The sequence below is a fragment of the Pseudoalteromonas sp. CO109Y genome, assembly GCF_004208935.1.
In the GTDB taxonomy this organism is placed as follows: domain Bacteria; phylum Pseudomonadota; class Gammaproteobacteria; order Enterobacterales; family Alteromonadaceae; genus Pseudoalteromonas; species Pseudoalteromonas shioyasakiensis.
In genome coordinates this window covers 54,167-75,622 of the sequence record NZ_SGPD01000037.1, presented here as the reverse complement: position 1 = coordinate 75,622, position 21,456 = coordinate 54,167, and the positions used below count along the sequence as shown (strand labels likewise).

At 42.5% G+C, this 21,456-nt stretch carries 16 protein-coding genes; 2 read left to right on the top strand and 14 right to left on the bottom strand.

Annotation, left to right across the window (positions count from 1 at the left end; translation table 11 throughout):
- Positions 1–5 precede the first annotated feature (5 nt).
- Positions 6–740, top strand: a complete 735-nt coding sequence (locus EXT43_RS14425; protein ID WP_130167284.1) for a glutaredoxin family protein — start codon at positions 6–8, stop codon at positions 738–740.
- Positions 741–801: 61 nt separating this feature from the next.
- Here the strand turns inward: EXT43_RS14425 and EXT43_RS14420 are convergent, their stop codons facing one another.
- From EXT43_RS14420 to EXT43_RS14375, 10 genes are all read right to left on the bottom strand, one after another.
- Positions 802–1,050 (bottom strand): hypothetical protein, encoded by a 249-nt coding sequence (locus tag EXT43_RS14420; protein ID WP_171037169.1) that lies wholly within the window; start codon positions 1,048–1,050, stop codon positions 802–804.
- 168 nt (positions 1,051–1,218) lie between these two features.
- Positions 1,219–2,658, bottom strand: a complete 1,440-nt coding sequence (gene tldD, locus EXT43_RS14415; RefSeq protein WP_055021391.1) for a metalloprotease TldD — start codon at positions 2,656–2,658, stop codon at positions 1,219–1,221.
- Positions 2,655–3,485, bottom strand: coding sequence for a carbon-nitrogen hydrolase family protein (locus EXT43_RS14410; RefSeq protein WP_130167283.1), 831 nt, complete (start codon positions 3,483–3,485; stop codon positions 2,655–2,657). Before EXT43_RS14410 ends, tldD begins: the two co-directional genes overlap by 4 nt.
- On the bottom strand, positions 3,475–7,332 hold the full coding sequence (locus EXT43_RS14405; RefSeq protein WP_130167282.1) for a YhdP family protein: 3,858 nt from the start codon (positions 7,330–7,332) through the stop codon (positions 3,475–3,477). The genes EXT43_RS14410 and EXT43_RS14405 overlap by 11 nt, the downstream gene beginning before the upstream one ends.
- Positions 7,332–8,804 carry a ribonuclease G gene (rng, locus tag EXT43_RS14400; RefSeq protein WP_054563357.1) on the bottom strand — a complete coding sequence of 491 codons (1,473 nt, stop codon included), beginning with the start codon at positions 8,802–8,804 and terminating at the stop codon, positions 7,332–7,334. The genes EXT43_RS14405 and rng overlap by 1 nt, the downstream gene beginning before the upstream one ends.
- 1 nt (position 8,805) lies before the next feature.
- Positions 8,806–9,375, bottom strand: coding sequence for a Maf family protein (locus tag EXT43_RS14395; RefSeq protein ID WP_054563356.1), 570 nt, complete (start codon positions 9,373–9,375; stop codon positions 8,806–8,808).
- Positions 9,375–9,854, bottom strand: a complete 480-nt coding sequence (gene mreD, locus EXT43_RS14390; RefSeq protein WP_058583828.1) for a rod shape-determining protein MreD — start codon at positions 9,852–9,854, stop codon at positions 9,375–9,377. The genes EXT43_RS14395 and mreD overlap by 1 nt, the downstream gene beginning before the upstream one ends.
- A complete protein-coding gene (gene mreC, locus EXT43_RS14385; RefSeq protein ID WP_054563354.1) occupies positions 9,847–10,689 on the bottom strand; it encodes a rod shape-determining protein MreC in 843 nt (280 codons plus the stop codon). Before mreC ends, mreD begins: the two co-directional genes overlap by 8 nt.
- The gene (locus EXT43_RS14380) at positions 10,689–11,732 is read right to left on the bottom strand and encodes a rod shape-determining protein (RefSeq protein ID WP_054552787.1); all 1,044 of its coding nucleotides are present in this window, start codon (positions 11,730–11,732) and stop codon (positions 10,689–10,691) included. The genes mreC and EXT43_RS14380 overlap by 1 nt, the downstream gene beginning before the upstream one ends.
- A 132-nt stretch (positions 11,733–11,864) precedes the next feature.
- Positions 11,865–13,892 (bottom strand): formylglycine-generating enzyme family protein, encoded by a 2,028-nt coding sequence (locus tag EXT43_RS14375; RefSeq protein ID WP_054563353.1) that lies wholly within the window; start codon positions 13,890–13,892, stop codon positions 11,865–11,867.
- A gap of 222 nt (positions 13,893–14,114) precedes the next feature.
- Between EXT43_RS14375 and EXT43_RS14370 the strand changes: the two genes are divergently transcribed.
- Positions 14,115–15,029 carry a pyridoxal-phosphate dependent enzyme gene (locus EXT43_RS14370; protein ID WP_130167281.1) on the top strand — a complete coding sequence of 305 codons (915 nt, stop codon included), beginning with the start codon at positions 14,115–14,117 and terminating at the stop codon, positions 15,027–15,029.
- Here EXT43_RS14370 and EXT43_RS14365 read toward each other — a convergent pair.
- The 4 genes from EXT43_RS14365 to EXT43_RS14350 all read right to left on the bottom strand — a co-directional run bounded on the left by EXT43_RS14365 (position 15,026) and on the right by EXT43_RS14350 (position 21,361).
- Positions 15,026–16,690: an EAL domain-containing protein gene (locus tag EXT43_RS14365; protein WP_165385107.1), complete on the bottom strand. Its 1,665-nt coding sequence runs from the start codon at positions 16,688–16,690 to the stop codon at positions 15,026–15,028. The genes EXT43_RS14370 and EXT43_RS14365 overlap by 4 nt on opposite strands.
- Before the next feature lie 276 nt (positions 16,691–16,966).
- The gene (locus tag EXT43_RS14360; protein ID WP_130167279.1) at positions 16,967–18,946 is read right to left on the bottom strand and encodes a methyl-accepting chemotaxis protein; all 1,980 of its coding nucleotides are present in this window, start codon (positions 18,944–18,946) and stop codon (positions 16,967–16,969) included.
- Between the two features lie 337 nt (positions 18,947–19,283).
- Positions 19,284–19,973 carry a single-stranded DNA-binding protein gene (gene ssb / locus EXT43_RS14355; RefSeq protein WP_054563349.1) on the bottom strand — a complete coding sequence of 230 codons (690 nt, stop codon included), beginning with the start codon at positions 19,971–19,973 and terminating at the stop codon, positions 19,284–19,286.
- Positions 19,974–19,993: 20 nt separating this feature from the next.
- Entirely contained in the window at positions 19,994–21,361 is a 1,368-nt protein-coding gene (locus EXT43_RS14350) for an MFS transporter (protein ID WP_062565992.1), read from the bottom strand.
- Positions 21,362–21,456: the final 95 nt, after the last annotated feature.

Sequence of the window (21,456 nt, the reverse complement as noted above, 5' to 3'; positions counted from 1 at the left end):
GCACTGTGTCTAAGTCTGCAATTTTATATCGCATGGTGACCGATGAGCATATTTGCCCATTCGGTTTAAAATCAAAAGATTTATTAGAGCGTCATGGCTACGATGTTGATGACCGTCACTTAACCAGCCGTGAGCAAACTGACGAATTCAAACAGCAGCATGATGTAAAAACCACACCACAAACCTTTATCAATGATAAACGCATTGGTGGTTACGATGATTTGCGCGACTTTTTTAATCTGCCCGAGGCAGGTCAGCAAGGTACTAGTTACACCCCTGTATTAGCGATTTTTGCAGTGACCATGTTACTAAGCTGCGGTTTTACTTATGCCAGCGGTGAAGCTTTATTTTCTATGCAAAATCTGATGCTGTTCGTGGCATTATCAATGGCGGTATTAGCGATACAAAAGCTGCAAGATTTATTCAGCTTTTCTAACTCATTTATTACCTATGACTTACTGGCGATGCGCATTGTGCCCTATGCCTATGTCTATCCCTTTATCGAGGCGTATGTAGCGATTGGTATGGTGGCTGAATTACCCGCCTTAGCTGTAGCACCCTTTTCACTATTTATTGGTGGCATAGGTGCGGTATCGGTTATTAAGGCTGTGTATATCGATAAACGAGAGCTGAAATGCGCCTGTGTTGGTGGAGACAGTAATGTGCCGCTCGGCTTTATCTCACTAAGTGAAAACTTATTTATGATTGCCGCGGGTATATGGATGCTTAGTACGCTTTAGCATTAAACTTGTATGTGTATTAGTGGCTTAATTAAGTAATTAAGCCACTTTAGATTAGATGTTAACCACCGGTACGTAAGTCGCGCTCAAATTCACTTTCAGTTTTAACCGGGTGACAGGTCGACTTCACCGAACCTTTATTGCTGTCCTCGTCATCTGTACTAAAAATGGTATAGCTATAATCAGTTTCGAGTTCACCGCCTAAACACTCATGTTCAGCGTAAACCTCATTTGCAGAGCCATCTTTTACTGCCTGTGATGCACAGCCTGTAAACATTAAAAGCGCTATTAAAACTGTAAAAACTTTCATATCGTTATCCCCAAACTTACGTTTTTATTTTTACTGTAAGAAATAAGTTAACTATAAAGTACCTGTATTGGTACTACTTTTATGTAAGTTTTTGTGTAAAGAGTAGGCAAACTGAAATGAGGCAGGTTAAGAGTTTAACCTGCCATAAGGTAGAACGAGCAAGTGGTATTAAGCCGTACCACCCACAGTTAAGTTATCAATTTTAAGGCTTGGCTGGCCCACTCCTACAGGAACGCTTTGGCCATCTTTACCACACACGCCAACACCTTTATCAAGGGCTAAGTCGTTACCTACCATCGAAATTTGCTGCATCACTTCTGGGCCATTACCAATCAGTGTTGCGCCTTTGATAGGTTGTGTGATTTTACCGTTTTCAATTAAGTAGGCTTCAGAAGCACTAAATACAAACTTACCCGACGTAATATCCACTTGGCCACCACCGAAGTTAGGAGCAAAGATACCTTTTTTCACCGAGCTGATGATATCAGCTTGGCTGTGCTCGCCACCTAGCATATAGGTGTTGGTCATACGTGGCATAGGTAAATGAGCGTAGGATTCGCGGCGCGCATTACCAGTAGGGTTAACACCCATCAAACGGGCATTTAGCTTATCTTGCATGTAGCCCTTTAAAATACCGTTTTCAATAAGCACGTTATACGCAGCTGGTGTCCCTTCGTCATCCACGTTCAATGAACCACGGCGATCAGCAATAGTGCCATCATCCACGACTGTACACAGCTCAGATGCCACCTTTTGACCTACTTTACCGCTAAACGCTGATGCGCCTTTACGGTTAAAGTCACCTTCTAGACCATGGCCTACCGCTTCGTGTAGTAACACACCCGGCCAACCTGCGCCTAGCACGACTTCCATGCTACCAGCAGGCGCATCGATTGCTTCTAGGTTTACTTTTGCTTGGCGAACAGCTTCTTCGGCGTATTCCATCCAACGCGGTTTGCCATCGACTAATTCTTTAAAATAGCCATAATCTAAACGCGCACCGCCCCCTGCACCACCACGTTCACGACGGCCGTTCTTCTCAAGTAACACTGAGCAATTTAAGCGAATAAGCGGGCGAATATCGGTGGCAAAGGTGCCATCACTTGCAGCAATTAACACTTCTTCATAAACCGCCGACATTGAGCTGATCACTTGCTCAGCATCCGGCGCTAATTGACGAATATAGTTTTCAAGTTCACGTAGCAGGCTTACTTTGTCATCGTTGCTCATGCTTTGAATTGGTTGATGCGGCGCATACTGCTCTTTAGCAGCTACATCACTGAATACTTGAATCGTTTTGTTTTCGCCAGCATTGGCAATGCTGCGCGCTGCCGTTGCGGCTTTGTTTAACGCTTCAAGGTTAATCGCATCTGAGTATGAAAAACCGGTTTTTTCACCGCTAACAGCACGCACACCCACACCACGTTCAACGTTGTATGAGCCTTCTTTTACTAAGCCATCTTCAAGCACCCAAGATTCGTGGTGGCTCGATTGAAAATACAGGTCGGCATAGTCAACTTGATGTTGATGAATAAAAGCGAGCGTTTTTTCTAATTCTTCTCTCGTTAGTTGGCTGTCATGTAATAAATGCTGTTCAACCGTGTTCATAATAAATGCTCTCTAAATCGTTGCTGAGACTGCACAGGCATGTCTTGGCGAATTGTATTCAAGCGGTTTAAATCAAGCTCATGGCTGATAAACCCGGTACCAGAGGCAAGCTCACTGAGCGTTTCTCCCCATGGTGAAATAATAATGCTGTGACCATAAGTGTGGCGGCCATTCTCGTGCTCGCCCCACTGTGCTGCGGCAACCACATAGCATTGTGTTTCGATTGCCCGCGCAGCTAATAAAATATGCCAATGAGCAGCGCCGGTGACTGTGGTAAAGGCACTGGGCACTAAAATAAGCTCAGCCCCTTGGCGCTGCATGGCGGTGAATAAGCCACTAAAACGTAGATCATAACATACTGCTAAGCCAATTTTACCAAATGGCGAGTCGACCACCACAATATCGTTGCCTGCTTGCGTCGCATCAGACTCTCGGTAACTGCGCGTAGTGTCGGCAACATCCACATCAAATAAGTGAATTTTATTGTACTGCGCAACCACATCGCCTTGGTTGTTAAATAAAAACGAGGCAGCTAAATACTTACCATTTTGCTGTGAAACAGGCAGGGTGCCAGCGGCTAACCAAATATCATGTTGCTTACATAAATCAGCAAGCTTCGCTTTATATGCCTCACTTTGCAGACCTAGTTCATAACTTGCTTGGCTTTGCTTACTAAAGATCAAAAAGCTTTCGGGTAAACACACTAGCAATGGCCGAGTTGCAGGAAGGGTTGATAATGTCTGTGCTAAAAAAGCGAGGTTTTGCTCAGCATTCATGCTTGAGCACATTTGCACTGCAACAACCTGTGGGTGAGGGTTAGCCTTCATTGTTATCTAAACTCGCTGAAGATGCGGCATCTTTTAATTTTAGTTGCGTCGACGACTGCGGCTGGCTTTGCGCGGCTTGCGGTAACGTCACTTCACGGCTCTTACGATCCACTTCTTTCACAACAGGATCGTTCATACTACCTGTTACTTTAAAGTTGATCTCTGAAATCACCCGCGCCGAGTGAATCACCTTATCGATTGCCAGCGCTGCCAGACCACTTACAGGGTTAACCATCCATGCCACAATCACTGGAATACTCGACGTCACCTGCGGTGCAACCGCTAGGTCGTAATCAATTTCAAAGGTGTTTAAGTTTGTATGACCTTTGATCGTCAAATCGGCAGGCACACCATCAAGCTTGGTATCTTGGGTGTAAGCTATGCCCTTTTCTAGCTGCATGGTGCCTTGCATACTGTTATAGAAAAAACCTTTCGAGAATACATCTCTAAAATCCAGTTTCAGCTTACGCACTAACGAATCTAAACTCAGCAAAGAGAATACTCGCGCACCACCATCACTGATCTCAGCAAGGTGCCCTTCACCTAAACGCCAATCTAATTCACCAGCTAAACTTGGTACATCAAAGCTATAAGGTGCGCCTTGCCATGCAAGATCAAACTTAATATTGGCATCTGAATCTTTGACTGTGGTGGTGATATCAAACTCATCAAATAACTCGCCAATATCGTCACTTTGTAAGTTACCACTAAAGCGTGTTTGCCCATCAGCAAATTGTCCTTTACCACGTAATACGTGGTCGCCTTTGTCGATGACCAGCTCAGTAAACAATAGTTTATCGTTCTCCCCAACTAAGCTGCTTTTAATTTTATCGAGCTGATACTCAGCCACTTTACAATCTTCACAGTTAAACTCGATGGCTGGGACTCGGGTTAACCAGCTTAAATCTTCTGGTTCTGAGTCTTGCTCTGTTTGCTCTGCGACTTCGTTAAAATTAATACGCAGGTAGTCAGTAAAAATTTGAATTGGTCTGCGTGTCTCACCTGTTGGAATAAGTGCATCGGCACGTAATTCTTTAGCATTTAGCTTTAGCTCTAAATCTGATTGCTTTGGTGCTAAGCGAAATTCAAAATCATTAAAGTCGATATTGTGTAGTGCCAGTTTATTAAATTTACCCGTTACGTTATTGAAAGCAGGCATCACACTTGGTGCATCTGACTTAACTTTGGTAAGCGCAATAATTTGATCAATTAAGCCAAACCAAGGCACTATTTCGGTTTCTGGTAAATCGATTGATACCGCAAAACCTTCACGATTAAGCCCTAAATCTTGTGCACCTAAAATTAAATGGGCATTACTAAATTTCTTTTCGCCGTTATCTAAGATCGCATTAAAGAATAACTGCTCATCAACATTAGCGGTGATCAAGTTAGAAATACGGTCGCCCTGTACCACTGCAGTTAATGGCCATTTCTGCTCTGCGCTTTTGTTATAAGGTGCAGGCAGCTTGCTGGTCACACCGATTAAATTACCACTCACATCGGCGCGGTAATTAAAGTCATTCGGTAAAAAGTTAAGCGACACATTAATATCAACATCACTTTGACCGCTTAAGTAACCGGCCAGTAAACCATGAGCTTGTTCAATTAAAGGCTCAGCTTCAAGGCCCAGCTTTACCGCAATTTCGGCGCGATAGGTGTCAGCCACATTTTCACTGTTGTAGTTGGCTGTAAGTGGCATGCCCATCCAATCTGCTTTGGCATTTTTTAAGTCGATTTTATCGTTATTAAACTTAACAATACCGGTCATGTGGTTGAGCGTGATCCCAGGTTGTGCAAGGTAAACTGGAATATTAGCCAATTCAACTTCACCAATCGCATCAACATGACCCGAACGTAAATTAACTAACAGCTCAATATCGGCAGTCGCTTCGCCTTGCGGTTGCACAACTTCAAAAACACTCGCCAAAGGCTTGGCAAGCGGAGTGGCCGTAAAAAATGGATTAAGCTTATCGCCATGAGCACGTTTATTAATGGCAACTTTTAGGATATCTGCATTCATTAAATCAGCAATACTGACATGAACACTCTCCCCCAAAGCGAGGTTAACCAGCTTGCCCGACTTGCTATAGATATCCATGCGCTCATTTTCGAAATGTAAAATGACGTTGGCATCTTCAACTTCTGGCCAGCTTGGTGAAAACTTATATTTAGCGTTTTCAACATTCGCTAACACTTCAAATTGACCTTGCTGCTCTTTAAACGGGAACCCTTTAAATGGCCCCGAGAACAGCACTTGAGCTTTATTAACTTCACCGCCCTTAATTGCACCATTTAGGTAATTAACTAGCTTTTCGCTCATTACAGGTAACGGGAAATAATGCCCAGCGACTTTGGCATCAGGGGCATAGGCTTCGGCATATAAATCTAACCGCGGTTCATCGGTCAGGCTTAGCATCATCTCTGCAGCCACAGTAACTTCGTCGTTATCAAGCCAGATATTATTGCTACTAATGCGCCAGCCATCATCGTAATGGTGAAGGTCGAGTTCTACATTTAATTGATTGTAGGCAATATCTTGGCTAAAGCTGCCGTTCGTTAGCAGTTGATTGTTCTCGCCATATAGCTGAATTCGCCCAGCTGATTGATTAATTAAGCCATCAACACGAATCGCCTGACCGCCAGGAATGCCCTGCAGTGACAGCCAATTAATTTGTTCTCCCTGAAACCAAAGTTGCCAGTTATCTTGCTGACCCAACTCAAGATAGGCATCACTTAACTGACCATTGGGTTGACGGGCTAAAAACGGGGCAAGTACTTCAAAGTTACTTAACTGCGATAACTTTGCCAGCAATGCAAAATCAAATTGCTTTAACCAAATTTGGCTTTTATCGCCAAGTTGAGCTTCAAACTGTAAGGTTGGCCATTGTTTTAAGTCACTTTCAAAGGTGAGTCCGGTGCTTTTTAAGCGCCAGCCATTTTGCTTTGGAAATAAATGAAAACCACCTTCACTTAAACTAATTTGGTGCGCTTCTTGGTTTTGTTGCCAGTTAATGAAACTCGGTAGCCACTGCACTTTTACATCGCTGATCAGGCCTTTTTCAAGACTAAACCAGGTTTGTAAATTGATGTCTGAAGTAAGTTGCTGCTTGTCGGTATTAATATATTGCGCCAGCCACTTAGATACATCAACGTTAGCTGCTTGCACATAGATATCGCCAGCCATGGTTTCAAGAGTCGAACCATTCAGCGCCATGCGAGCGTCAAAACTACCAACCGAAATTCCTGGTAACGCTAATGTGCCCGAGCCTTGATGTTGCTCTGGGGTATTTTGCCAGACAATGTTTTCGAGGATCAGCTTGCGCTCTTTACCATCATTAAGGGTAAAATTAAGGCTACTGTCTTGCACCGCAAAGTGACCCGTTTCACCAAGGAATAAGCCTTCAATTAGTTCTTTTTGCTCAAAGTTGCTGGTTTGCTGGTTATTCCCCAAATCAAGCATAGTGGGTAAATCAACATCAGCATGAAAACCATTGATCACAAAGTAGTTCGATTTAAGCTGACGAGTTTTTACTGACTCCCATAAGTTAACTTCAAGGCTCGCTTTATCAATGGTGAGGGCTATCGGTGAGGTTTGGTTATCTTCAAAGGAAATATCTTCGATGACTAAGGCAGGGCCTTGGCCATGCCAACTGGCTGAGATTGAACCAATTGCTAAATTTACATCAAAGCGTTCATACAAAAACGCTTCAATGTCATCTTTATAATCATTTGCGTATGGCAGTGAATACTTTACCACAGAGACAATAACGGCCAGCAGTACGAGAGTAATAGCAAATACTTGCCATAACTTACGTAAACAATAAAAGCAGACCGTTTTTGCCTTCATTACATCATTACCACATCAAACTGTTCTTGGTTATATAAACTCTCTGTTTGAATACTGACTTGCTTACCGATAAATAGTTCCAGCTCAGCAAGGTTGTGATACTCATCGTTGATCAATGCTTCGCTTACCGAAGGAGCTGCGTAAACCATAAACTTATCAGCTGCATAAGCACGGTTTACCCTAACGATTTCACGCAAGATTTCGTAGCAAACCGTTTCTACAGTTTTTTGCGAGCCGCGCCCTGAACACGCAGGACACACATCACAAAGAATGTGCTCTAAGCTTTCGCGGGTCCGTTTGCGGGTCATCTCTACTAAGCCTAGTGCAGATAAGCCGTTTATGTTTGCTTTTGCACGATCTTTTGCAAGCGCAGACTCAAGTGAATGCAAGACTCGACGTTTATGCTCATCACTAACCATATCGATAAAGTCGATGATAATGATGCCGCCTAAATTACGTAAACGTAGCTGACGAGCAATTGCTGAGGTCGCTTCGATATTAGTATTAAAAATGGTTTCTTCGAGGTTACGATGACCAACAAATGCCCCGGTATTTACATCAACGGTTGTCATCGCTTCGGTTTGGTCGATAATTAAATAACCACCCGATTTAAGCTCAACTTTACGATGTAGCGCTTTTTGGATCTCGGTTTCAACATCGAATAAATCGAAAATAGGTCGCTCACCCGGGTAGTATTCTAATGCTCCCGATAACAGCGGCACAAATTCTTCAGTAAACTCTTTAAGCTCTTGATAGGTTAGTTTTGAGTCAACACGAATACGCTCCATGTCTTCACCTACGTAGTCACGTAGAGTACGAAACGCCAGTGTTAAGTCTTCATGCAAGATGCTTTCTTTGCTGGTTTTTTTGCGCTTAGTGACGATTTTTTGCCACAGTTTTTTTAAGAATTCCGCATCGTGACGTAGTTCAGCTTCCGACGCCCCTTCTGCTGCAGTACGAACAATAAAGCTGCCGTCATCATCACCATATTCGGCAACAATTTTCTTTAAGCGCGAACGTTCTTCTTCGGTTTCAATGCGCTGGCTTACACCTACGTGTGTTGCATCTGGCATAAACACTAAATAACGAGAAGGAATAGTGATATCGGTTGTTAAGCGCGCGCCCTTGGTTCCTAGCGGGTCTTTAACCACTTGCACCATGATATGTTGGCCTTGGCGCACAAGCTCACGAATATCTTGTACTTTTTTGATTGGCTGCTCATCAACGCCTTCTACAATTGAGGCACTGTTTACAATGTCTGATGCATGTAAAAAGGCAGCTTTCTCTAAGCCAATATCGACAAACGCAGCCTGCATACCCGGTAGTACGCGACTGATTTTACCTAGGTAAATATTGCCCACGATCCCAAGGTTGCCAATTCGCTCTAGTTGGATTTCTTGCAGTACGCCATTTTCGATTAGCGCAACGCGACTTTCGCTCGGTGTAACGTTGATCAGTAATTCGGTGCTCATGTTACCCTCTTAAAAATTCGTTTAATAACTGCTCTGTCTCATATAAAGGTAAGCCGACAACCGCAAAATAGCTACCCGAAAGGTGACTAACAAAGCGACCACCTAAGCCTTGAATGCCATAACCACCGGCTTTATCTTGCGGCTCTCCACTATGCCAGTAAGCATCAATTTCAGCATCGCTGAGCGGTTTAAATGTAACATCGGTGACAACAAGGCAGCTTTTTACTTGCTCACTATCAGCAATTGCCACAGCCGTCATCACTTGATGAGTACGGCCAGATAAGCGCTTCATGGTGGCGGTAAAATCAGCTTGGTCTAGCGGCTTACCGAGTGCGGTATCATCAATGACAACCACGGTATCGCTGCCAAGTACTGGGCGGTCAGTGTAACCCATAGCAACGCCCGATTGCGCCTTGAGTCTAGCAAGACGCTCTACATAGTCACGCGGGGCTTCGTTTGGGAATTGGCTTTCATCAGCATCAACGCTAAATTGAGAAAACTCAACGCCAAGTTGGCTGAGCAACTCTTTTCGGCGCGGTGATGCAGACGCCAAATAAATTGCGGTTTGCATTATCTAATCCTGAAATGACGGCGATATTTACGCAAAATTAAGAATATCCACCACCAACAAAGCATGCCGGTTAGTACTGGCCACATATAATGCGGGCTAAAGTAAACGCCCATTAAAAAGTGGTTAAGCCAAAACTGCATGAGGTGGTAAAGCGTTAAAAACAAAGCAATTAAAATGCTTTGCTGCCATAAAGAAAAGTTTCTAATTTTTTGGAAGTTACTCGCAGTGATAAATATACACACAGAGTAAGTCAGTGAATTCACACCGAGTGGCGAGCCTGATGCAAGGTCCATTAATAAACCAACCACCCAAGCTGTGCCAATATTTAAACGGTGTGGCACCGCTAACGACCAATACATTAATACCATTAACACCCAGTCTGGGCGGTATGGTTCAAACGAAATCGGTAACGGCATTAATGCCATTACCAATGCAAAGAAGATACTGATAGCAATCAGCAAAAAGTGACGACTATTCATTGCTGATGCTCTCCTGCTGATTACGCCACAGCACAACCAATAAGCGAATACGGTCAAGTTGCGCAATTGGCTCAGCATAAACCTGTGCAAAAGGACGCCCTTCATCACGGTTAATTTCGGTCACTACTGCAACCGGATAACCTTCTGGGAAAGTGCCACCTAGGCCAGACGTAACCAAGATATCGCCAATGCGAACATCAAGGCTATGTGGTACATGCGAAAGTTTTACCACGTTGATTTTGCCAATCCCCTCAACCACGGTACGTACATCGTTACGTAAAATACGCACAGGTGTGGCATGGGTTGTATCTGTCATCAGTAGTACGCGCGAGGTAGTTGAACCCACTTGAGTGATTTGCCCTACTACACCCATTTCGTCAATCACAGCTTGGCCTTCGCTTAGGCCATCCGTTGTACCACGGTTAATAACCACTTGGTGGCTATACGGGTTTGAGTGAACAGAGAGCACTTGTGCAATAATTTTACGATTTGATTGTTTAGCCGATGAACCGAGTAAAGCGCGTAATTTATCGTTTTCACGAGATAAGAATGACAGTTGTTGTAGTTGTTCGCTTTGTAATAACTGCTTCTTTTTTAACGCTTCGTTTTCGGTTAATAGCTGTTCGCGGGTATGCAGATTCTTCGCGCCAATACTAAATAGCTCATAGGGCAAGTTGGCAAGGTAAATAAGTGGGCTAACTAAAGTGTTTAGGCTGGTGCGGATTGTTGTACCACCTTGAGTGTAGCGATCGCCCACGATCAGCACGACACTCAAAAGCACTGCGACAAAAAGTCGCAGTTGCAAAGAGATGGTACGACCAAAAAGTAACTTCATTAGTCGTAACTAAATACGTCACCACCGTGCATATCAATCATTTCTAGTGCCTTACCGCCGCCACGTGCAACACAGGTTAAAGGATCATCAGCAACCACAACTGGAATACCGGTTTCTTCCATTAATAAACGGTCTAGGTCTTTTAATAATGCACCACCACCGGTTAATACCATACCGTGTGCAGAGATATCAGAAGCAAGCTCTGGTGGAGATTGCTCTAATGCAACCATTACCGCGCTCACAATACCCATTAATGGCTCTTGCAGTGCTTCTAAGATTTCGTGTGAGTTAAGTGTGAATGAACGCGGTACACCTTCAGCAAGGTTACGACCACGTACTTCAATTTCAATAGGCTCGTCTGTTTTGAAAGCTGAACCGATTTGGTGCTTGATGTTTTCAGCTGTCGCTTCACCAATTAAGCTACCGAAGTTACGACGTACATAGTTGATGATAGCTTCATCAAATTTGTCACCACCAATGCGTACAGATGAAGAGTAAACCACACCATTTAATGAAATAATGGCAACTTCAGTTGTACCACCACCGATATCAACAACCATTGAACCGGTTGCTTCAGACACTGGTAAGCCAGCACCGATAGCCGCTGCCATTGGCTCTTCGATTAGATATACTTCACGAGCACCGGCACCCATTGCAGACTCACGAATAGCACGCTTTTCTACTTGCGTTGCACCACAAGGCACACAAATAAGAACACGTGGGCTTGGGCGCATAAAGTTGTTGTTATGCACTTGCTTGATGAAGTGTTGCAGCATTTTTTCAGTAACGTAGAAATCAGCAATAACGCCGTCTTTCATTGGACGAATTGCTTTAATGTTACCCGGAGTACGACCTAACATTTGCTTAGCTTCGGTACCTACAGATGCTACGCTCTTAGGGCCACCAGCACGCTCTTGACGAATAGCAACAACTGAAGGTTCGTTTAATACGATACCTTCTTCTTTTACATAAATTAGGGTATTGGCTGTACCCAAGTCGATCGATAGATCGTTTGAAAAAATACCACGGAGTTTTTTAAACATGAGGCTGGATGACCTTTGAAAATTCGTTCTTATACTAGCTGCTCTCACTCTATCATGCTAATCATGAAAAAGCGCAACTGCTTTAATTAAAATGCTAAAAAAGGAAGCATCCATTACTTCCTTTTTAAATTCTTATCGTTCGCGTACTAAACGGAAACCGATATAGTTTGCACGAAAATCTGGCGCTAAGATTAAGCGCGTTGATACGCGTGCTAGGCTAGGAGCAAAATTCCATGCACCGCCTCGAACAGCCACATCAGACTGTCCTGACTTTTTGTTTGTCCATTCCCACACATTACCTACTGTATCGTATAGGCCAAATGCGTTAGGAGAAAACGACCCTGTTGGTGCAGCGCTCTTGTTTGACCATTCGCTACCACACCAGCCACAGTTCGCTAAATTTTTACCAATTTCGTTACCCCAAGGGTATTCAGTTTCTTTACCTGCACGTGCAGCGTATTCCCACTCAACCTCATTTGGTAAACGAAACAGCTGGCCTGTTTGACCCGATAACCAATCAGCATACGCTTTGGCATCGTTGTAAGTTAAACACACCGCCGGAAAATCACTTTCTTGATCAAAGCCTGGGTTGCGCCAGTTTAAGGTTGCTTCCCACACTGGTTCGCCATTTAAGTAATACGCACAGCCGCGATCTTTCTCTGCTTCTGTTTTATAGCCGGTATTCGCAACGAATTGCTCATACTCACCAACGCTTACTTCTTTGCTTTGCATCGCAAATGAGTTAGCAATGGTTTTTTCTACCACTGGGCGCTCATTCGCTAACCCATTGCCGTTAATGTCACCCATCTTAAATTTACCAGCGGGAATAACTACAATGCTGGCAGAACTGGTTTTATTAACAATACTTGCAACAGGTGCTGTTACAGGTTGCTCTGGTGCTGCAGTCACTTCAGCAACAACAGGCTCTGGCACTTTAACTAGGTTTGCATTAATGGTTTGTGCTTTACGCAGATCAATTCGCGCTTTATAGCTTTTGTAGCCACGTTTGCGAATTTCAATATCATGAAAACCTTTTGGTAATGATGTCGTTAACCTAGTTGCACCATAGCTAACACCATCAATAAACACTTCGTCGTCATAAACATTTGAACGCAGTGTTAATTCAACCATTTTAGATTTTTTTAGATCAGGTAATGGTTCAACCTTTATTGGCTTTTTTACAGAATAATCGCTTACTGGTTGCTCACTCATACGTGAAACCGATACCACCTGCCCATTATCCTGAGAGTCACTGAATGTTAACTGACTATCTGAGTACGTAGTGCCGTAGCTTGGCTGAAAGTTACCAGCCAGTGGCGTGCCATAGTCAGCACAAAAACGATTATCTAAGTTAAGTAAGCTACATAAACGGCTGCTGTTTACATCACCGCGCATCGTCACACTTAAGTTAACGTTGTAGTTACCTTGACCACTGAACGCGCTGTTCACGACATGGCTACTTAAAATCTTAACTTGTGCACCGGCAAGGTTACGTTTTGGCTCAACTAAACGCTCTTCAGTTAAGTTAGCAAAAATCTGGTCTACAAAACGTTTAGTTGCTTTTTGTAAGCCCATTTGTTGGCCACGTTGTTCACAGGCAGCAAGTGTTTCGGTGCGCTTACAGTTAATCGTGTGATTAACCTCTAATGTGCCTTCACGAGTGAATTCGTTACGTAAACGCTCAACACGTGCCGTTGCTAACTGCTCTTTTAAACTTTCTAAGGTGTTTAACTGGGTGTGCTTTGATACACGAATTTGCTCAATGTCTTTTCTATGTGAAGCAATTGCCGCCAATTGCATCGAAATATCATCTTTGTTTTGTTTGTGATCAACCACAGCTTTTTGATAGCGCGACTGCGCATTGCTGATATCAAGAGTTGGGTCATCAATAAGTCGGCGGTACATCTCGTTCATTGCATCTAGCGCTTGGTTTTTTTCTTTATCTAGCTCAGTTGAGCGGGCGCGCAATAATTCGAGTTGTTTTTGTAACTGACTTTCTTCTTTTAGGTGTTTTTCGAGGATTAAGGTCGAGTTATCGTATTCGGCTTGTTTTTTACTGATCTCTGATTCAATGCCAGTTACCGTAGCAGTATCTTGTGCAAATGCACTAGTTGCTAGCAAACTAACTGAAATTAACAGAGATAAAGGAGCAATTCGCATATATTCCATTCCCAAAAAGCGGCAATTATTTGGTCATTATTATTTTTTATAATTAAACTCTTATGCTATGTACTTGCAAGGCAAAACACAAGCTTTGTTCAATTATTATCTGAGTTTACATCTATTACCTTAGTTGATGCCAGTAAATAACAAAATCATTTTGGTTTAATTGACTAATTTCTATCTGTAAGACGACTTTGCTACAATTAGACGTGTTTTTTTATGAAAATTAATGCCGTGAATAGCTCTTTTGAATCACCAGTACAAACAATTCATCACCCCTTATTAGCTGCACGTAAAATTCAGCTAAGCATCAAGCGAGATGATCTTATTCATCCGCAAATTAGTGGCAACAAATGGCGTAAGCTAAAGTTTAACCTTGATGTTATGCAACAACAGGGCAAGTCTGAACTACTCACTTTCGGTGGTGCGTTTTCAAATCATATTCATGCCACGGCAACTGCGGGTAAGTTATTTGGCTTTAAAACCCACGGTATTATTCGCGGCCCAGAGCTAGACGAAGCAAATCCAACACTCAACTACGCAAAGCAATGTGGTATGAGCTTACACCCAGTAAATCGAATTACTTACCGCTTAAGGCACGACCAAACGTATTTAGCGCAGTTACAAGCGAAATTCCCCAATGCTTACATATTGCCAGAAGGCGGTACTAACGCTGCTGCGCTTTTAGGCTGCAAAGAATTAGCGCAAAGCTTACCAAGTTGTGATGTGATAGCTTGCCCAACCGGTAGTGGCGGCACATTAGCAGGGTTAATTGAAGGCGCACCGCAGCATACAAAGCTGTTAGGTGTCGCAGTGTTAAAGCAAGCGGACTATTTAATTGAAGAAATTAAGCTACTCAGCAATAAAGCTAAACAACAACAAAACTGGCAACTGTTATGTGATTTTCATGATGGCGGCTACGGAAAATTTAGCGATGACTTATGGCAATTTTGCCAAACCTTCAGTGAGCAGCACGTAATCCCGCTTGAGCCAATCTACAGCGGCAAAATGCTCTATGCCGTTTGGCAATTAATAGAGCAAGGTTACTTTAGTAAAGGAACGCATATCATTGCAGTGCACACTGGTGGGCTACAAGGTTTAGACGGCCTTAAGTACCGAGGGCTAATTGACTAGCTGTAAGGTGTAATATCCGCCAGTTTTTGCAATGGCTCAGCAAAGTAAAAGCCTTGAGCCGCAATGATCCCTAGGTTTTTTAAGGTCGCAAGTTCGTTCTGTGTTTCTACTCCAACCGCATAAACAGGAAAGTTTAGCTCAGTACCCTTAGAAATTATTTGCTTTACAATTTTTTGCTGTTGGGTGTTGGTATCTATATTGTGTATCAGTTCAAATGCTAACTTAATACTGCATACATTTTTGATATTTCTATAAGTTGCTATATGTTCTGCGCTACGCACGTTATCAATAACAATACCAGCAGACAGTTTCTCTAAACATTCAAACTGTTCACTGAGCTTTTTATGCTGTTTTAGATAATCGTCTTCGCTTAGTTCAAATTGCAATTTGTCTGCGCTATTAAACCCTTCCATTTGCTGTTTAAACCACAGCCAAAACTCGTCATTAAACCAGTTCATTGCGTGTAAGTTTATACTCACCGTTAATGAGCCCGTTTCGTTCAGCAGCATTTTCTTCACTTGAGAAATCACAGTTTGGTCCAATAACAAGACATCTTTTTTACTACTCATGTGAGGAATAAAATGCCGAGCCGCAAGCAAGCCTAAACTCTTGTGGCGAATACGGATCAACGCCTCATGCTGTAAAATATCGCCTGTTTGTAAGTCGAACAGAGGCTGAAAAAACAACATAAAATGTTTTTTCTTTATGTACTCAAATAGGTGTTCTTTACTATCAGCAAGCATGCTGGACTGCGTATGACCAAAGGGTAAGCGATGAATGTGCTGCCAAGCACTTTGTTTCGCCAGCGCTAATGCTGATTTAGTAAGCTGATAAACCACGGCCTGATCAGCCCCTGTGCGGTAATTACACACACCAATTTTTATATCAGCACGAGACAAGTCACTACGATAATTTAAACAAGCTTGATATATAACCTGATGTAATCGTTTAGTGTATTTATCAACTTCGGTGGCAGGCACACTGTTTAAGGTCACAGCAATACCACCCGATGGCAATAATTTCACAGAGCGATTTACAAGTTCACCAAATCCTTTTGCAATGACTAACTTAAAATAATTATCAACGTCGAGGTTAGCAGGGAAAGGATTCTTCCAAAAGAATAGCGCAAACAAATGGTTATAGTTTGTTGGCACACCATACAAAATATTTAAATCCTGATGACCTAATGGTTTAGGTGATGCAACTTTTTTGGCTGTAACCTGGGTGTTTAATTGTTCAAATGGTTTGCTCAGCGGTTTTTCTGTTATTGCTAATTGCTTGAACATTTTTTTCCACCAGCGGAAGCCCCAATACCCAGTGCCAAGCAATATTAAATTTAGGAAAATAAATAAGTGACTTTCGACCAACCAAGAAGGCCAATGAAATAAACGCAAATTAACCGTTTTATAGCTAAACACCTCTTGCTCTAAGTCGATAAAGTTTGCAAAGTTATGTGGTACATCACTAGCGCTCATTGCAAAGCCTTGGCTTTTAACTAAGGTAGCAATAATATCTTGCGAGGCAATCGGGTCGAGGTTTAATTCATACACTTGTTTGGCAAGCTCTGTACCGGTGCGATGAACTTTGTCGTGCAACACATCACTTAAGAAAATATTAAAAACAACTAATAGCAAAAAAGCGGCCGCCACATAGATGGCCACCGGTTGCCTTATTTGTGAAGCTAAGTCTCGTTTCATTTCACAGGTTAGTTGCTTAAACATATACAAAGTGTTGTTCAAGAACCCTATAAATACAAGGCTGCAGGGCGATTTAAAGCAATATCAGAAATATCCTAGAACCAGCGCTGTCAAAAGTTTTGTAATTTTAAACACCTAGCAAAAACAGTTAATGAGAATTATTTTGTAACCGACAAACTGCTACTTAAAGAGTAGTAAGAAAGTTTGCAGTGCTAAAGCTTCTCCAAATCAACGCAGTTGCTAATCAACTTTAAACACATTTAGGGCATCGGATGTTCTTTGCTGTGCATTTTCTAAATCTGTAATTAACTTCTCAAGTAACGCTAACTCGTTTTGAACATCATGCATGTTTGAAGTGATATTTTGACTTGCTTTGCTCGCTTCTTCAGCAAGCTGACTTTGCGATTCAATTGCATCGGATACCGTATTTGTTTGACTGCTCACATCAGCAATATTCGCTGTTAAGGTATCTATATTCGATAACGCTTGTTCACTGTTATCACTAACCATTTGCGTTGAGTCAGTGGTATTTTCCATATACACCTGCAACTGCTGAACCTGCTGTTTTATATCATCTAGTACTGAAGATATTTCAGATGTAGAGTCTTGGCTACGTGTAGCTAAACCACGAACCTCATCGGCTACAACAGCAAAGCCACGGCCTTGCTCCCCTGCCCGAGCAGCTTCTATTGCCGCATTCAATGCAAGTAAATTAGTTTGCTCTGCAATGCTCGAAATCGTATCGAGTACAGATTGAATACTGTTTGTTTTAGCACTTAGGGCATCTGATTGTTCATGGGCTTGCTGTATTAACTCTGACAACGAGCTAATACTTGCTTTATTCCTACCAATAATTTGTTTAGTACTTGCAGATAGATCATTCGCCTTTATCGTATTTTTAGAGCTCTCTTCTGCAGATACTGCTATTTGCTCTATCTGGCTATATAGCCTAGTGAAGTTGTCATGCAATGTTGCGGTCGTTGAATTAATATTTTCAACACGCTCAGATAGCTCTTTAGCAAATGTGATCAATGATTGAACACTGGATTCGCTGGTGTTATTTGCTTGCTGAACTTGCCTAATTAAATCGGTAAGCGCATCGACGAGCTCATCAACGCTTCTGGAGATTGCACCAATTTCATCACTCGAATCATCGTTAATTCTCACCGCTAAATCATGGCTGGTAGCAATAGTGCTAATCACATCTCTAACCCTAGTTACTTTTCTCGCCAGCGACTTAATAACGAATAACCCAAAAGCAAAGAACAAACCAATAAGAATAATGGCAAAGCCACTAGTGGCATAAACCTTAGTATTTGCACTACTACGACTTTGCTCAATCAGCGACTCTAAAGCTTGCTGCTTATTTAGAATATGCTTACGGACCTTACCTATCAACTCAGTGGAGTGAGCAAACCAATCTGATGGTGTTGGGTAGTTTAAAGATAACTCACCACTTTCTTGATTAAGCTTTTCAACAATGTTTTTTACATCTTGATAAGTTTGCGAGTTGGTCAATTCTGCTAGCCATTTTTTATCAGCTTCATCTGTAAGTGTTAAAGAAAGCAAAAACAAGGTTTCTTCAATATTGTGAAAATAGCTACTGACTAAGACTTGATTACTCTCAGAAATAGACTTGGAAGATAAGACACCATTCACTTTACCTCGCACTTGCCCAAGCCTCTCCTTCAATAAAGACATTTCGACTATCGCAAGACCAGAGGCGATTGCCTCACTTTGTTTGACCTGTGAGACTCGTCTGTTGGCAACATCGAGCATAAACTTGTTTGAATCAGAATAGACCACAAACGCTTGTTTACCTTGCTTCTTGTCGACACTTTCTCTCAGCTCAGTGATTTTCTTATGTTTTGCTAATACCGCATTGAATAGTGTTGATGAAACCTTATGCTGCTGAGTGTAACGGGCAAATTTATCAAATGCTTTATCGACCACTACACGCTGCTGTGCAACACGCTCTTTATTTTGACTATAACCAGAGCCAATTAGGCCTGCCGTTAAGCCTCTTTCAACAGCCGTTTCGTGAGCTATCTCATCAATCATTAAAGCTTCACGTATATATACAGCATCTTTCTCAACTGTGCTTTTTCTAACAAGCGACTCATTGATAACAGTATAAGACGCTGCAAACATCACAACCAAAGCAAAAGCGATAACCGCTGCAAGCGCCTGTTGAAAACTAATCTTCCTTAAAAGCTGCATAGTTAATAATAAAGTTGTGGAATTAAGGTTCTATAAACTTAGACCAGGTTTTGAATATAGCCAATTCGGCCTATCAAATTGCTTTTATACCAATCCGCTTAATTAAGTAGTCTATTTTGAGGCAATAAAACCTCGTTGATAACAAGGCAAAAACTTCGTTATTTAGTTGTTCTAAATGAGAAATTTTTAACGCAGTTAGCGACAGGTTTAATCCCTCAAAATGATTAAGTATTATTGCGGGTTGGTATTAGGTTAAGCATTAACTCTCGCACATAAAAAAGCCCCGCTTATGCGGGGCTTCTTAAAAACTAATTACATAGTTTTGCTATATCAGCAATTAGAACGGAATATCGTCATCAAAGTCGATTGGTGGTTCCATTGGGTTTGATGCGCCGCCTTGTGGTGCATTTTGTGGTTTAGGAGCAAAACCGCCTTGTTGAGGTGCGCTGCTTTGCTGCTGACCATAACCGCCACCATATTGGTTATTACTTTGTTGTTGTGGTGCAGATTGCTGTTGTGGACGCTGTTGCTGCTGTGCTGGCGCAGACTGTTGCTGTGGAGCATAGCTATTATTACTTTGTGATTGCTGTGCACCACCGCCGTAACCGCCACCTTGTTGTTGACCACCTTGGTAACCGCCTTGTGATTGACCACCTTGATAGCCACCACCTTGCTGCTCACCACGACCGCCTAACATTTGCATTTGACCGCCCATGTCTACCACGATTTCTGTGGTGTATTTTTCTTGGCCTGATTGATCAGTCCATTTACGCGTTTGTAAACGACCTTCAATGTATACTTGTGAACCTTTACGAAGATACTCACCAGCAACTTCTGCTAGTTTGCCAAATAACACAACACGGTGCCATTCAGTACGCTCTTGCATTTGCCCTGTGTTTTTATCTTTCCAGCTATCTGTCGTAGCAATGCTGATATTCGCTACGCCATTGCCATTAGGCATATAACGTACTTCTGGATCTTGGCCTAAATTACCAACCAAGATAACTTTGTTCACACCGCGTGCCATGGAACTTCTCCTATAAAACGTTAGATTAAACCAGCCACTTTGCGTGCTTGGTCTAGGTCAAATTCTTTATCATTAATCTTTAAATAGCTGCGATTTTCATCACAGACAACCGTTGCTTCAATTACGCCCGGTAAAGCAACAAGACGAGAAGCAAGCGCTTGTGCCTGCTGCTCTGAACTTAATTCAGTCATTAAGCTAATTATTTTACTTCTTGGTGGGACTTGCATATTCCAAGCAAGGATAAGCCATATTACCCCAACAAGTGCCGCCGCCGCAAACACTGCTTGCGCACTTAATGCTTGAGCAACGTAACCCCCTAATAAACCACCTAAAAAGGCACCAAAAAACTGCGTAGATGAAAATACTCCCATCGCAGAACCTTTCTGGTTTGCAGGGGCAATACGCGAAACAAGTGCAGGCATGGTTGCTTCTAAAAAGTTAAAAGCAATAAAGTAAACCAACATACAAATACCGATGCCAATCACCGAATCAACCCATAACGACATCGCGAGCATACTTAAAACAAGCAGCGCGATTGAGCCAATAAAGGCTTGTTTTTCTTTTTCTTTACGAATAGCCACAATCATCATTGGTGCCATCAAGAAAAACGCTAAAAACAGTACAGGGATATATAAATACCAATGGTGGTCTGCGACTAAGCCATCTTTTATCAGCTGGCCCGGTAAGGCTACAAATACGGTAGTTAATGTAAGATGAAGCAGCATCACACCAAAATCAAGGCGTGCTAATTGTGGATGTTTAATTAGTTGCTTAATATCATCAAGGGTAGCAAGTGTGTCACCTTTTGGCGCCTTATTGACAGCATTTGGCACTAAAAACAACACAATTAAAATACCTAAAATGGCCAGTCCTGCAGTAAGCCAAAATACTCCAGCAACTCCCCACGATGCAGCAACAATTGGCCCTAGTAGCATAGCAATGGCAAAGCTCATACCAATACACATACCAATAACGGCCATAACTTTCGGACGCTGTTCATCACGGCTTAAATCAGAAGCAAGCGCCAATAAGGCACTGGCAATTGCCCCCATGCCTTGTAGTGCACGCCCTAGCGTAACCATTTGCACAGACTCAGCGGTTGCCGCAATAACAGAGCCAAGTGCAAACACACAAAGGCCACCAATAATCACTTTTTTACGACCAATTTTATCAGACAACCAACCCATAGGAATTTGCAGCACGGCTTGCGTTAAACCATAAGCACCAATAGCAAAGCCAATCCAAAGCGGCGAAAACCCTTCTAATTGCTGACCATAAATCGCCAATACTGGCATCAGCATAAATAGGCCAAGCATACGGAATGCAAAGACGCTCGCCAACGAAACGGCAGCGCGTTTTTCTCGAGAGTTGAGTGAAGATGCTGTCATGAATTACTGATCTTGCTGTCTATTAAAATTTGAGCGTGGATTCTACCACAAGCGAAAACTAAATAATCACCTGTAAGTGATGATTTTTTCTTTGA